This is a genomic window from Rhizobium sp. NLR16a, assembly GCF_017948245.1.
Lineage (GTDB): Bacteria > Pseudomonadota > Alphaproteobacteria > Rhizobiales > Rhizobiaceae > Rhizobium.
Genome location: NZ_CP072868.1, coordinates 83,971 through 96,629, shown reverse-complemented (window position 1 = coordinate 96,629; position 12,659 = coordinate 83,971). Strand labels below are relative to the sequence as shown.

The 12,659-nt window shown below is 61.3% G+C and carries 13 protein-coding genes; 9 read left to right on the top strand and 4 right to left on the bottom strand.

The annotated features are described in order from the left end of the window. Positions 1-17 precede the first annotated feature (17 nt). Positions 18-275, bottom strand: coding sequence for a YMGG-like glycine zipper-containing protein (locus tag J7U39_RS25210; RefSeq protein ID WP_011427043.1), 258 nt, complete (start codon positions 273-275; stop codon positions 18-20). A gap of 325 nt (positions 276-600) precedes the next feature. On the opposite strand from J7U39_RS25210, the gene hemA reads away from it, so the two are divergent. The 7 genes from hemA to ugpC all read left to right on the top strand — a co-directional run bounded on the left by hemA (position 601) and on the right by ugpC (position 9,422). Further along, a complete protein-coding gene (gene hemA, locus J7U39_RS25205; protein ID WP_210633040.1) occupies positions 601-1,815 on the top strand; it encodes a 5-aminolevulinate synthase in 1,215 nt (404 codons plus the stop codon). A 330-nt stretch (positions 1,816-2,145) separates the two neighbouring features. Further along, the gene (locus tag J7U39_RS25200; protein WP_210633039.1) at positions 2,146-3,123 is read left to right on the top strand and encodes a LacI family DNA-binding transcriptional regulator; all 978 of its coding nucleotides are present in this window, start codon (positions 2,146-2,148) and stop codon (positions 3,121-3,123) included. 54 nt (positions 3,124-3,177) lie between these two features. Further along, positions 3,178-4,416 carry a sugar ABC transporter substrate-binding protein gene (locus J7U39_RS25195; protein ID WP_210632922.1) on the top strand — a complete coding sequence of 413 codons (1,239 nt, stop codon included), beginning with the start codon at positions 3,178-3,180 and terminating at the stop codon, positions 4,414-4,416. A 73-nt stretch (positions 4,417-4,489) separates the two neighbouring features. Then, positions 4,490-5,407, top strand: coding sequence for a sugar ABC transporter permease (locus J7U39_RS25190; RefSeq protein ID WP_210632921.1), 918 nt, complete (start codon positions 4,490-4,492; stop codon positions 5,405-5,407). Next, positions 5,404-6,267, top strand: coding sequence for a carbohydrate ABC transporter permease (locus J7U39_RS25185; protein WP_210632920.1), 864 nt, complete (start codon positions 5,404-5,406; stop codon positions 6,265-6,267). Before J7U39_RS25190 ends, J7U39_RS25185 begins: the two co-directional genes overlap by 4 nt. 135 nt (positions 6,268-6,402) lie before the next feature. Next, entirely contained in the window at positions 6,403-8,325 is a 1,923-nt protein-coding gene (locus J7U39_RS25180) for a glycoside hydrolase family 127 protein (RefSeq protein ID WP_210632919.1), read from the top strand. Between the two features lie 11 nt (positions 8,326-8,336). Continuing rightward, positions 8,337-9,422, top strand: coding sequence for a sn-glycerol-3-phosphate ABC transporter ATP-binding protein UgpC (gene ugpC / locus J7U39_RS25175; RefSeq protein ID WP_210632918.1), 1,086 nt, complete (start codon positions 8,337-8,339; stop codon positions 9,420-9,422). An 18-nt stretch (positions 9,423-9,440) separates the two neighbouring features. Here the strand turns inward: ugpC and dxr are convergent, their stop codons facing one another. Beyond that, positions 9,441-10,631, bottom strand: coding sequence for a 1-deoxy-D-xylulose-5-phosphate reductoisomerase (dxr, locus tag J7U39_RS25170; RefSeq protein WP_210632917.1), 1,191 nt, complete (start codon positions 10,629-10,631; stop codon positions 9,441-9,443). Between the two features lie 377 nt (positions 10,632-11,008). Between dxr and J7U39_RS25165 the strand changes: the two genes are divergently transcribed. Together J7U39_RS25165 and J7U39_RS25160 are read left to right on the top strand one after the other, a co-directional pair. After that, the gene (locus J7U39_RS25165) at positions 11,009-11,659 is read left to right on the top strand and encodes a hypothetical protein (protein WP_210632916.1); all 651 of its coding nucleotides are present in this window, start codon (positions 11,009-11,011) and stop codon (positions 11,657-11,659) included. A gap of 60 nt (positions 11,660-11,719) precedes the next feature. Then, the gene (locus J7U39_RS25160) at positions 11,720-12,010 is read left to right on the top strand and encodes a BON domain-containing protein (RefSeq protein WP_210632915.1); all 291 of its coding nucleotides are present in this window, start codon (positions 11,720-11,722) and stop codon (positions 12,008-12,010) included. Positions 12,011-12,085: 75 nt separating this feature from the next. Here J7U39_RS25160 and J7U39_RS25155 read toward each other — a convergent pair whose 3' ends face one another. Together J7U39_RS25155 and J7U39_RS25150 are read right to left on the bottom strand one after the other, a co-directional pair. Next, complete coding sequence (locus tag J7U39_RS25155) at positions 12,086-12,238, bottom strand: hypothetical protein (RefSeq protein WP_210632914.1); 153 nt, start codon at positions 12,236-12,238, stop codon at positions 12,086-12,088. A gap of 114 nt (positions 12,239-12,352) precedes the next feature. Further along, positions 12,353-12,610 (bottom strand): hypothetical protein, encoded by a 258-nt coding sequence (locus tag J7U39_RS25150; RefSeq protein ID WP_210632913.1) that lies wholly within the window; start codon positions 12,608-12,610, stop codon positions 12,353-12,355. Positions 12,611-12,659: the final 49 nt, after the last annotated feature.

The following is a 12,659-nucleotide window of genomic DNA, read 5'->3' as shown; positions in this document are numbered from 1 at the left end:
GCCGTTTGTCAGCGCCCTCAGCGCGGGCAAGCATCGATGTAACGGCGGCCGTAGCGGTCGCGATAGTAGCACTGGCCGGGCTGTTCCGCGACGCTGCCGATCAGGGCGCCCGACACGCCGCCGATGGCGGCTCCGACCGCAGCACCTCGGACATTCCCGGTCACTGCGCCGCCAATGACGGCGCCGGATGCAGCACCAATACCGGCACCCTGCTGGGTCGGCGTGCAGCTTGCGACTGACAGGCCGATCAATGCGAGTATGACAGCTTTTTTCATCTCTTTCTCCTGGGTTATCGCCCAATGGGCATAGGCCGTCCCTATTGTTTTTTTGGCACGCTAGCCCGAAAACTATGTCGGAAGAAAGGGTTGTCCACCAGTGCCGCGATTTTTTTGCAGGACGAGTGTCGTCGCGGGGCCTGTGGTTTTGCGATTTCCATCGCGCTGCGCCCTATCAAACTCACGGATGATTGCGCCCATATTTTTTATCTGGAATCATTCAAAAATCTGGGCCTTTTGCCGCAGTTGATGTTAAAGCAAAGGGTAAGCATTGACGCGCGGACGTCCGATCGGCAAGAACGGCCGCGTGATACTGGAGCATATGATGGATTTCGAAGCATTTTTCAAAAACGAGCTGGACGGGCTTCATGCCGAGGGCCGCTACCGCGTTTTTGCCGATCTCGAGCGTCACCGCGGCAATTTCCCGCGGGCGACGCGCCATACGGCCGATGGCGAGAAGGAAGTCACGGTCTGGTGCTCCAACGACTATCTCGGCATGGGCCAGAACCCGAAGGTGATCGAGGCGATGAAGGCCGCCATCGACCACTGTGGCGCGGGTGCGGGAGGCACCCGGAATATTTCTGGCACCAACCATTACCACGTCCTGCTCGAGCGTGAGCTTGCCGATCTGCACGGCAAGGAATCCGCACTGATCTTCACCTCCGGCTATGTCTCCAACTGGGCGGCGCTCGGCACGCTCGGCGCGAAAATCCCCGGCCTGATCATCTTCTCCGATGCGCTCAACCATGCCTCGATGATCGAAGGCATCCGCCATGCCAAGTGCGACAAGGTGATCTGGAAACACAATGACGTCGCCGATCTCGAAGCCAAGCTCGCCGCCGCCGATCCGCAGGCGCCGAAGCTGATCGCCTTCGAGAGCGTCTATTCGATGGATGGTGACATCGCCCCGATCAGGGAGATCTGCGATCTCGCCGACAAATACGGCGCGATGACCTATCTCGACGAGGTGCATGCGGTCGGCATGTACGGCCCGCGCGGCGGCGGCATTGCCGAGCGCGAGGGGCTGATGGACCGGCTGACGGTGATCGAGGGCACGCTCGGCAAGGCCTTCGGGGTGATGGGCGGCTATATCGCCGCCTCGGCGGCGCTGTGCGATTTCATCCGCTCGTTCGCCTCCGGCTTCATCTTCACCACGGCGCTGCCGCCGGCGCTCGCCGCCGGTGCGGTCGCCTCGATCCAGCACCTGAAGGTCAGCCAGTTCGAGCGCGCACGCCATCAGGACCGGGTGCGCAAGCTGCGCGCGCTGCTCGACCAGCGCGGCATTCCGCATATGCACAATCCCAGCCATATCGTGCCGGTGATGGTCGGCGATGCCGCCAAGTGCAAGTGGATCTCCGACCTGCTGCTCGACAATTGCGGCGTCTATGTCCAGCCGATCAACTATCCCACCGTGCCGAAGAAGACCGAGCGGCTGCGCATCACGCCGACACCGCTGCATTCCGACGCCGATATCGCCCATCTGGTCGACGCCCTGCATTCGCTTTGGTCGCGCTGCGCGCTGGCAAGGCACGTCGCCTGATCTAACGATCGCCTGGGTTCTCACGCGACGAATCAGAACCTCCCATCGGAGGTTCTGACGCCGATTGTTGTTCGTACTCATTAGCTGGATAAGATTATCAGCGCTGCCCTCTAGGGGCGAATGACGCAATGCGGTCCCATGGATTCGCATCGGCCGTTTCCACGCCTTCCTTCCTGCGATCCACGCCTCACTGCTCCGTCTCTCGAAATGCATGAGAAAACCTTTTCTCACTTGACAGAGGGATTGGTAAAAGCTTTTCTCAAACCAATTCAGAAGGAGGAAGGCCTGAACATATCGGGAGGAAAAAGGGGCAGGATCACCATCCATGAGGTGGCGTCGGCTGCCGGCGTGAGCATCTCGACGGCGTCGAAGGCGCTCAACGACACCGGTCGGATGGGAGCGGAAACACGCGAGCGGGTGAAGCGGATCGCCGGCGAAATCGGATATCGGCCGAATGCGCTGGCGAGAGGTCTTCTCAGCAAACGCAGTTTCACCATCGGGCTGCTGACGAACGACACTTACGGCCGTTTCACGCTGCCTGTGATGGCGGGCATTTCTGACGCTCTCGTCGATCATGGCGTTTCAGTTTTCCTGTGCGCCATCGAAGACGATCCGGCGCTCGCCCAGATCCATGTCGACGCGATGCTGGACAAGCAGGTCGACGGAATCATTGCAACCGGCAAGCGGCTGGACAAACGTCTGCCCGTCGACCTGTCGAATTTGCATGTGCCTGTCGTCTACGCCTTTACGGAGGGGACGCAGAACAGCGTTACGTTTCGTTCGGATGATGAACAGGGTGCGAGGCTGGCGGTGGAATGGCTCGCGACGATCGGGCGGCGGCGGATTGCCCATATCACCGGGCCGGAAGAGTTCTTTTCGGTGCGGGAGCGGGCCGGCGCCTATCATCAGGTAGCGGGCCACCGCGAGCCGGTGCTCTATGGCGTCTGGTCGGAAAGCTGGGGCCATGAGGCGGTCGAACAGCTCTGGAAGAGGCCGGGAGAAAAACCGGATGCGCTCTTCTGCGGCAACGACCAGATCGCCCGGGGTGCGGTGGATGCGCTGCGCGAGCGCGGCGTCAAGGTGCCGCAGGACGTCTCGGTGATCGGCTTCGACAATTGGGAGATTGTCGCGGCCCAGACGCGGCCGCCGCTGACGACGGTGGATATGGAGCTGAAGGAGTTGGGGCGGCAGGCCGGATTGACGGTGCTGGCGCTTGCGGAAGGACGGCCTGTCGAGCCGGGAGTGAGGAAGTTGCCCTGCCGGCTCGTCGTCCGGCGGTCATGCGGAGGTAGGACCCCCGAGGAATGATAATCAGGGAAATGAACAAGGCGCGAGGAGATGCGCCATATTGGGAGGAGTGTCATGATCAAGCGTCTATTGGCGGCGACCGGCATCGCTACCTTGTGCCTGGTGTCGGCTGCATCGGCTGCCGAGAACGTCGAAATGTGGGTCCGATCGGGGATTGGCGATGCCTTTAAGAAGGTCGTCGAAGCCTATAATTCCAGCCATGAGAACAAGGTCGTGATGACCGAAGTGCCGTTCTCCGAGCTGGTGCAGAAATATGCGACGGCAATCGCCGGCGGACAGGCGCCAGATGCCCTGTCGATGGACCTCATCTACAATCCTGCCTTTGCCGCGGCCGGACAGCTGGAAGACCTGACGGATTGGGCGAAGTCGCTTCCCTATTTCAACTCGCTTTCGCCGTCGCATGTCCGCCTCGGCACCTATCAGGACAAGATTTACGGGCTGCCGCTTTCCGTCGAAACATCGGTCTTCGCCTGGAACAAGGATCTCTACAAGAAGGCCGGTCTCGACCCGGAAAAGGCGCCTGATAACTGGGACGAAATCACCGCCAATGGGGAGAAGATCCGGGCTCTCGGTGACGATACCTACGGCTTCTATTTCTCCGGCGGCGGCTGTGGCGGCTGCATGATCTTCACCTTCACCCCGCTCACCTGGGGTGCCGGCGCCGATATCCTGTCGGCCGACGGCAAGAAAGCGACGCTCGATACGCCTCAGATGCGCAAGGCCGTCGATATCTACCGCAACATGGTCAAGAAGGACCTGGTGCCGGCGGGTGCGGCCAGCGACAACGGTACGAACTTCCTGACCTTCACCAATGGCAAGATCGGCCAGCAAAGCCTCGGTGCCTTCGCTATCGGCACACTGGTGACTCAGCATCCCGAGATCAATTTCGGCGTGACCCTCATTCCCGGCGTCGACGGCAAGCCGTCGTCCTTTGCCGGCGGCGACAACTTCGTCATTACCAAGGGCACGAAGAAGATCGACGCGGTGAAGGAGTTCCTTGAATATATCTATTCGATGGACGGCCAGAAGATCATGGCGAAATATGGCAGCCTACCGACACGCGGCGACATCGCCGACAAGGTGCTTGAGGGCCTCGACCCGCGAATGCAAGTCGGCCTCAAGGCGATCAGTGTCGCCAAGACCCCTTATACGCTGCAGTTCAACGACCTCATCAACAGCGCCAATGGTCCGTGGGCAAGCTTCACCAACGCGGCGATCTTCGGCGACGACGTCGACGGTGCGTTCTCCAGCGCCCAGTCGGAAATGCAGTCGATCATCGATAGCGGCCAATAACTCTCCCAAGGCCGCGGCCGGGGAGCGGTGGCAGCTTCCCGGCCAATTTCCATAGACAGATGCGGAGCGATTGATGACCGGTTCCGGTTCAGAGACCCTATTGCCTCGGCGCAAGCGTCGGCGCAGATCCAACTGGCGCGGCCTTGCCTACATCGCGCCGGCGATGGCGCTGGTCATCGTCTTCTTCGTCATGCCGGTTCTCTTCACTGGGTGGATGAGCCTTCATAACTGGCCGCTGATGGGAGCGTCGCGCTGGATCGGCTTCAACAATTATTTCCGCATGTTCAACGATACTCGTTTCATGGCGGCACTGAATTTCACCGCCTATTACACCGTGATCGTCACCATCGCGATCTTCGCCATCGCCTTTCCGCTGGCCATCTTCGTCGAGAGGGATAGGCAGTTCGTCAGCGCCTACCGCACGATCATCTTCCTGCCTGTTGTGGTCGGCCTTGCCACAGCCTCGCTGCTCTGGGTCTGGCTTGCCAATGTCGATAGCGGTTTCATCGGCCCGGCCTTGAAGGCACTCGGTCTTCTGGAAAAGAGCCCCAATCTGCTTGCGACCTTCGACACAGCCTTCCTGACTGTTGTGGTGATGGTCGTCTGGAAGATCGCCGGCTTCACCATGATCATTCTGCTGACCGGGCTGCAGGCCATTCCGTCCGAGCTGACGGAGGCAGCCCGCATCGACGGCGCCGGCCGCTGGCAACGTTTCCGGCATCTGACGCTGCCGCTGATGCGTAAGACGATCGCGCTGGCGTTGATCGTCTCGGTCACCGGCTCGATCCTCGCCTTCGACCAGTTCTACATCATGACGGCCGGTGGACCGCAGAACAAGATGATCTCGGTGGTCTATTACATCTTCAACCAGTCCTTCGTTTCGTTCAATCTCGGTTACGGCGCAGCGCTTTCGATCGCGCTTCTCGCCATCCTGGTCGCCATCAGCATCGTGCAGCTCTGGCTGCTTCGCGTCGGGGAGGAGCGTCCATGACGACGTCAAGGCAACGCCGCGCCCGCAAGGCCATCCGTACGAAATCGGCCTATCATCTCACCGGCATCGCCATCTCGATCTTTTTCCTGGCGCCCTTCGCGATCACGCTGCTCGCCTCCTTCCGGCCGGGTACCGAAGCCAGCCTGCCGCCCTTGCCGCCGTGGCCGACATCCGGCGTCAGCTTCGATGCCTATGCGCTGCTCGATACGTTCGGGGCCGGCATCTGGCAGCACATGATCAATTCGCTGTTCGTTTCGGTGGCGACCGTCGTGCTGACCGTCGTCGTCAGCCTGCTCGCCGGCTACGGTTTCTCGCGTTACCGGTTTCCGATGAAGAATGCACTCTTTGTGCTGATCATCGCCACGCTGATGATCCCGTTCCAGTCGATCCTGACGCCGCTCTTCATCATCCTGGCAAAACTCGGCCTCAACAATTCGCTGCTCGGGCTGACGCTCGTCTATGTGACGCTGCAGCTGCCCTTCTCCGTCTTCATGATGCGGAACGCCTTCGATGCTGTGCCGAAGGAGATCGAAGAGGCCGCCCGCATCGACGGCGCGCGCGACCTCAGGCTGCTGGCGCGCGTTCTGTTGCCGCTGGTACTTCCAGGCGTCGCGACGGTGGCGATCTTTGCCTTCCTCAATGCGTGGAACGAGTTTCTCGCCGCGCTCGTGCTGCTTTCCAGCAATGAGAAATACACCCTGCCGGTGCTGATGACGGCGGTCCGCGCCGGGCGGCTCGGCGCCATCAACTGGGGAGCGGTGCAGGCCGGTGTCGTCGTCATGACGATCCCCTGCCTGATCGTCTTCCTGCTCCTGCAACGCTACTACATGCGCGGGCTGATGGCCGGCGCGGTGAAATGACCTCGAACAGGATGATTTAAGGCCGGGTCGGTCCTTAAATTCGAATCCTGTTCTAAATTAGAGAGTTAGAGCATGATGTCGTCCGGAAAAACCGCTCACACTTTTCGGCATCATGCTCTAGGGAAAGTGGAGCCCATGACCAAGTCAAGCAACGACCGCCAGTTTCGCCCCGTCGCCGTTCCCGATGTCGAGCTCGGCGGCTTCTGGGGCAAGTGGCAGGATGCCGTCTGCAATTCGACCGCCGAGACCCTGCTCGACCGCTGCGTCGAAGCCGGGATGTTGAAGGCGATCGACGTCAGCCAGCCGAGCCCGGGCGTCGTCATTCCCATCCAGCCCTGGGGCGGGACGACGCAGATGTTCTGGGATTCCGACCTCGGCAAGTCGATCGAGACGATCGCCTATTCGCTTTATCGCCGGCCGAACCCGAAGCTCGAGGCGCGGGCCGACGAGATCATCGACATGTATGAAAGGATGCAGGACAAGGACGGCTATCTGAACGCCTGGTTCCAGCGCGTCGAGCCATCCCGCCGCTGGACCAACCTGCGGGACCATCACGAGCTCTATTGCGCCGGCCATCTCATGGAAGCCGCGGTCGCCTATTATCAGGCGACCGGCAAGCGGAAGCTGCTCGATATCATGTGCCGCTACGCCGATTACATGATCAAGGTTTTCGGTCATGGCGAGGGGCAGATACCAGGCTATTGCGGCCATGAGGAAGTCGAGCTGGCATTGGTCAAACTTGCCCGCGTGACCGGCGAGAAGAAATATCTCGACCTCTCGAAATTCTTCATCGACGAACGCGGCACCGAGCCGCACTTCTTCACGGCCGAGGCTGCTCGCGATGGCCGCAGCGCTGCCGACTTCCATCAGAAGACCTATGAATATGGCCAGGCGCACCTGCCGGTACGCCAACAGACGAAGGTCGTCGGCCATGCTGTGCGCGCCATGTATCTCTATTCCGGCATGGCCGATATCGCCACCGAATACAAGGACGACAGCCTGACAACGGCGCTGGAAACGCTCTGGGACGATCTGACCACCAAGCAGATGTACATCACCGGGGGCATCGGCCCGGCCGCGTCCAATGAAGGCTTCACCGATTATTACGACCTGCCCAATGATACAGCTTATGCGGAAACCTGCGCCTCTGTCGGTCTGGTCTTCTGGGCAAGCCGCATGCTCGGGCGCGGGCCGGACCGGCGCTATGCCGACGTCATGGAGCAGGCGCTCTATAACGGCGCGCTGCCGGGTCTTTCCACAGACGGCAAGACCTTCTTCTATGACAACCCGCTGGAAAGTGCCGGCAAGCACCACCGCTGGAAATGGCACCATTGCCCCTGCTGCCCGCCGAACATCGCCCGTCTGGTGACGTCGATCGGCTCATACATGTATGCAGTTGCCGATGATGAGATCGCCGTGCATCTCTACGGCGAAAGCACCGCCCGGCTGAAGCTTGCCAACGGCGCCGAGGTGGAGTTGGAACAGGCTACCAACTATCCGTGGGACGGCGCCGTCGCCTTCACTGCCAGGCTGAGAAAGCCGGCCCGGTTTGCGCTGTCGCTGCGCATTCCGGACTGGGCGGAGGGCGCAACCCTCAGCGTCAACGCGGCGATGCTCGACCTCGGTGCCCATGTCCGCGATGGATATGCGCGGATCGACCGCGAATGGGCGGACGGTGATAAGGTGGCCCTCTACCTGCCGCTGGCGCTTCGCCCGCAATATGCCAATCCGAAAGTGCGCCAGGATGCCGGCCGCGTCGCCTTGATGCGCGGTCCGCTCGTCTATTGCGTGGAAACAACGGACAATGGCAAAGATCTCAACGCCATCGTTCTGCCCCGCGAACTCCCGGCTGCCGAAACCGTCGTGCTGAAGGACCTCAATGATGCCGTCGCCCTCGATCTCAAGGTCGAGCGTGAGGAAACATCGAATTGGGGCAATTCGCTCTACCGCAAGGCGCCGGCCGAAAGGCGGGTCGCCACCGCACGCTTCGTGCCCTATCATCTCTGGGACAACCGCGCGCCTGGAGAGATGCTTGTCTGGGTCCAGGCGGACAAGTAGGTCGTTTGGGGATGACGAACGGTATGGGCAACAAGAGCGTCGTCCTTCAGGACGTGCGAAAGAGCTATGGCAATCTGCAGGTGGTGCACGGCATAGACCTGACGATCGAGGAGGGCGAATTCGTCGTTTTCGTCGGTCCGTCCGGCTGCGGAAAATCGACGTTGCTTCGCATGATCGCTGGCTTGGAGGATGTGACCGATGGGGAGATCGAGATCAAGGGACGGCTCGTCACCGATCTCGATCCATCCGAGCGCGGCATCGCCATGGTCTTTCAATCCTACGCGCTCTATCCGCATATGAGCGTGCGCGAGAACCTCGCCTTCGGACTGAAGATGGCGCGCACCAGTCCCGCCGAGATCGAGATGCGCGTCAAGGCAGCCTCGGCGATCCTGAAGATCGACCATCTGCTCGACCGGCGCCCCGGCCAGCTTTCCGGCGGCCAGCGCCAGCGTGTGGCGATCGGCCGGGCGATTGTGCGCGAGCCGGATGTTTTCCTGTTCGACGAACCACTCTCCAATCTCGATGCGGAACTGCGTGTTTCCATGCGCATCGAGATCGCCCGCCTTCATCGCGAGCTCGGCAACACGATGATCTATGTCACGCATGACCAGACCGAGGCGATGACGCTCGCCGACAAGATCGTCGTGCTGCGCGACGGCCGCGTCGAGCAGGCCGGGACACCGCGGGAAATCTACGAAAATCCTTCGAATACATTCGTGGCGGGCTTCATCGGCTCGCCGAGGATGAATCTGCTGAATGCCCGATGGGGCGAAGACGGTCTGGTCGACGTTGCCGGCGGGCGCGTCGAAAGCGGCCTGCTGCCGAAAGAAAGGCCGGCCGGTGCAGCCGTGACGCTCGGTCTGCGGCCGGAGCATCTGAAGGTGGCGCCCGAGCTCACTGGCAGCCTGAGGGCAAGGGTCGATTTTTCGGAGTATCTCGGCGGAACGGAGTATCTCTACTGCCAGCTCGGCGATGGCCAGTCGCTCACCGTCGAGCACCGGTCGCCGACCAGCATTGCGGCCGGCGAAGAGGTCAGCCTGCAGTTCGAGCCGTCGAATTGCCGATTGTTCGATGAGGGCGGTAATCGGCTGCGATAGCTGTAGCCGCCCGGACCCTCACCCGACGAGATCGAGTTTCATCAGCGCCGCCGCTCGCTGCCGGGCTTGCCGGTCGGCGTTGAAAACGTCGTCCATGCCGGCAGCCGGCGGCAGGCCGGCCAGGTCGTCCATGACCCTTTCGGTGACTTCGGCCATGGCGAGGAAGGAGAGGCGCCCATCGATGAAGGCCTCCAGCGCCACTTCCTTGGCGCCGTTCAGCACCGCGCCCTGAACGCCGCCGCGCGTCATCGCAAGACGCGCCAGCCGCAAGGCGGGGAACCGCACCTCATCCGGCGCCTCGAAATCAAGTCTCGCGAGCCTGGCGAAATCCAGCCGCTCGACCGGCAGGTTCGGCCGGCGCGGAAAAGACAGCGCATAGCCGATGGCGGTGCGCATGTCAGGTGCGCCGAGCTGGGCCAGCACCGAGCCGTCGGTATAACCGACCATGGAATGAATGATCGACTGCGGATGGAAGATCACCTCGATCTGCTCGGGCCTTAGCCCGAACAGATGGCGGGCCTCGATCATCTCCAGCGCCTTGTTGAACATCGAGGCGCTGTCGATCGAGATCTTCAAGCCCATCGACCAGTTCGGATGGGCGCGGGCGGTTTCCACCGTCACATCGGCCATCTCCTTCAAGGAGGCGGTACGGAAGGGGCCGCCCGAGGCGGTCAGGATGACACGCTCGACGGCATGGCGCTGGTTTTCTTCCAGCACCTGGAAAATCGCATTGTGCTCGCTGTCGACGGGAAGCAGCCTGCCGCCGCCGGCGCGGATCGCCCCGATGAAGAGATCGCCGGCCGAGACCAGACATTCCTTGTTGGCAAGGGCGATATCGGCGCCACGGCGTGCGGCTGCAAGCGTCGGCGCCAGACCTGCGGTGCCGACGATTGCCGCCATCACCCAGTCGGCTTCGCGGTCGGCTGCTTCCATGAGGCCGGATTTGCCCGACGCCACCGCGATGCCGCTGCCGGAAAGTTCGTTTTTAAGCGCTTCATAATGCCGGTCGTTTGCGGTCACCGCCAACCGCGCGCCGAAGGATCTGGCCTGCCGGGCGAGCAGCTGGACATTGCCGTTGCCTGTCAGAACGGAAATTTCGAAGTTCTCCCGCCCGCCCAGATGTTCGACAACATTGAGGGTATTACGGCCGATCGACCCGGTCGAGCCGAAGATGCTGAGGCGCCGCGGCGCGGTTTTGCCGGTCATCATTTGGAATTTCGCGAAAAATGTCTCTCGTGGGCTCAGGCTCTACTAGGGTTTGGAGGGTGCGGCAAGTGTGCGGTGCAGCAGATATCAGCCCTGTAGGGGTTTACAGAGCGGCAGCGGGATGGGATCCTTATGACATTCCTGAAGGGATGTGATTCCCCTGCGGCCTCTCGTCGGCGCATGGGTAATCGGGGCGCTGCGGCGGCTATTGAAAAACGGGCACTTGGCTGCCCTCGGCTTTTTCGGCCAACATTAAATCGAGGATTACATCGGGATGAACGGCTTGGCCGTGCTGCCCGTTCGCGTTCGCTGCGAGCACTTTGGTGCGGTATCGTGCCATTCGATGAGCCGGCACGTGTCAGGGCAAACGATCGGATCACATGACGATATTCAGAATAGCCATCATTCTTCTTGCCACCGTGCCTTCGCTGAGCGTGGCTGCAAAGGCGGACGACCTGCTGATCTGGTCGCCTGCCAAAGTGTCGGATCGATCGTACAAGGCGACAATGGGTTTTCGTCTGCCGGCGGAATGGGAAACGAGCGCTGGTGCCGACGTCGCATTGGCAGCGACAAAAGCCGGTGCGCCGCTGCCCGATTCCGAACAGGCCATGCTCTGGGGCAGGATCACCAAGACGAGCGTCACGCCGGCAGGCCAATCGCAGCAGGGGGCCAGGGTCAGCGTCGATACGCTGCGCGGCAGCGGCGCGCTGACACTCAGCCGCTCGCGCAGCTGGATTCTCTCGGATTCGCTCGACATGCAATCGAGCCGCTCCGTCAGCGTCCGTTACGATCCGGTCGACGCCAGGGAGACTTCGGTGACGGCGTCACAGGCGCTGAAGCTGATCCATCCCTGGACTGGAACCTCGCTTTCGGCCGGCGCGGGCGTCAGCAATGCGAGCGGCGACTTCTCGAGCACGGTGGCGGTCAACCAGGCGATCCTGCCGAACCTCAACCTCGATGCCTCGGTCAGCAATCCGTTTTCTCCCGATGAGGCCGGCAGCGTCAATCTCCGTTATCGCGTCAGCTGGTAACGCAGGAAACCAAACGAGGCCGATGGCGTTTCTTCTTCAGGTCTTTCGGAGGAACGGAATATGGTTTTCAAAGAGCCGACATTTCACGGGCTTGCGCCCGAAGTGGAAGCGGAGATCGCCAATCGCGCATCTCTCGAGGCCGCCGTCGCCAATGCTTTGGCAATTGCCGGCGGCATCGATGCGTCGGATGTGAAAGTGACGATGGAGGAAGATCAGGTCGTGTTGACAGGCACCGTCGGTACTGTCGGGGAGATCGAGCGGGCAACCGCCGTCGCCAGGGCAGTCGAAGGCGTGACTGCGGTGCAGAACCGAATCCTGCTCGGCGGGTCTGCTGTGGGAGAGCCGCACTGACACTGTCGAAACTTGCCCGCGCTTGCGAGCGCCGGCCTTGCCGACGCTATCACGGCGTTACGCCGGCTTGGCCGGTTAACCGGCGAATCGCTCGACGAGGAAGGATGAGCCGGCCGAGCGATCGGTCTTCGCTGTTGTCACCGGTCCCTGCGGGTGATAGGCGATGGCGAGCAGCAGAGCGCTGACGGCGACATAGGCGATTGCCAAAAGAGTCATCTTGATACGCATGATGAGTTCTCCCGTTTTCGCGATAAACGCGGCCGATGTTGCGAAGTTCCTCTTGGCGAAATCAAAGGAAAAGCCCGACCCCAATGCCCGGGCTTTTCATGCATAGACACTGCCTTATCGGCAGATCCGGGTCTCCTTGATGATCGTATGGCCGTGACGGCGGATTCTTTCCGTCTTGGTGAAGCAATCCTCGGAGACGCGGCGCATCATGTGATGGCGGTAGTAGGGGCGGTAGCGATAATAGGGCCCTTCCGAATCGCTATAATAAGGACGCGGGTTATCCGTGGTGATAGTGACACTTGCCGCCTGGGACGGCATGGCGGAAAGGACGGACGCTGCAGCGAGCGTGCAAGCAAGAATGAGCTGTTTCATGACGAGCCTCTCTTTCTGAGTTGGTCATAGTTTCAACTCGCCGGAAGCG

Coding starts and splice junctions, on each gene's coding strand:
- J7U39_RS25165 (WP_210632916.1), top strand. CDS start 11,009: ATGACGATATTCAGAATAGCCATCATTCTTCTTGCCACCGTGCCTTCG.
- J7U39_RS25210 (WP_011427043.1), bottom strand. CDS start 275: ATGAAAAAAGCTGTCATACTCGCATTGATCGGCCTGTCAGTCGCAAGC.
- J7U39_RS25180 (WP_210632919.1), top strand. CDS start 6,403: ATGACCAAGTCAAGCAACGACCGCCAGTTTCGCCCCGTCGCCGTTCCC.
- ugpC (WP_210632918.1), top strand. CDS start 8,337: ATGACGAACGGTATGGGCAACAAGAGCGTCGTCCTTCAGGACGTGCGA.
- J7U39_RS25150 (WP_210632913.1), bottom strand. CDS start 12,610: ATGAAACAGCTCATTCTTGCTTGCACGCTCGCTGCAGCGTCCGTCCTT.
- J7U39_RS25160 (WP_210632915.1), top strand. CDS start 11,720: ATGGTTTTCAAAGAGCCGACATTTCACGGGCTTGCGCCCGAAGTGGAA.
- dxr (WP_210632917.1), bottom strand. CDS start 10,631: ATGATGACCGGCAAAACCGCGCCGCGGCGCCTCAGCATCTTCGGCTCG.
- J7U39_RS25185 (WP_210632920.1), top strand. CDS start 5,404: ATGACGACGTCAAGGCAACGCCGCGCCCGCAAGGCCATCCGTACGAAA.
- J7U39_RS25190 (WP_210632921.1), top strand. CDS start 4,490: ATGACCGGTTCCGGTTCAGAGACCCTATTGCCTCGGCGCAAGCGTCGG.
- hemA (WP_210633040.1), top strand. CDS start 601: ATGGATTTCGAAGCATTTTTCAAAAACGAGCTGGACGGGCTTCATGCC.
- J7U39_RS25195 (WP_210632922.1), top strand. CDS start 3,178: ATGATCAAGCGTCTATTGGCGGCGACCGGCATCGCTACCTTGTGCCTG.
- J7U39_RS25155 (WP_210632914.1), bottom strand. CDS start 12,238: ATGCGTATCAAGATGACTCTTTTGGCAATCGCCTATGTCGCCGTCAGC.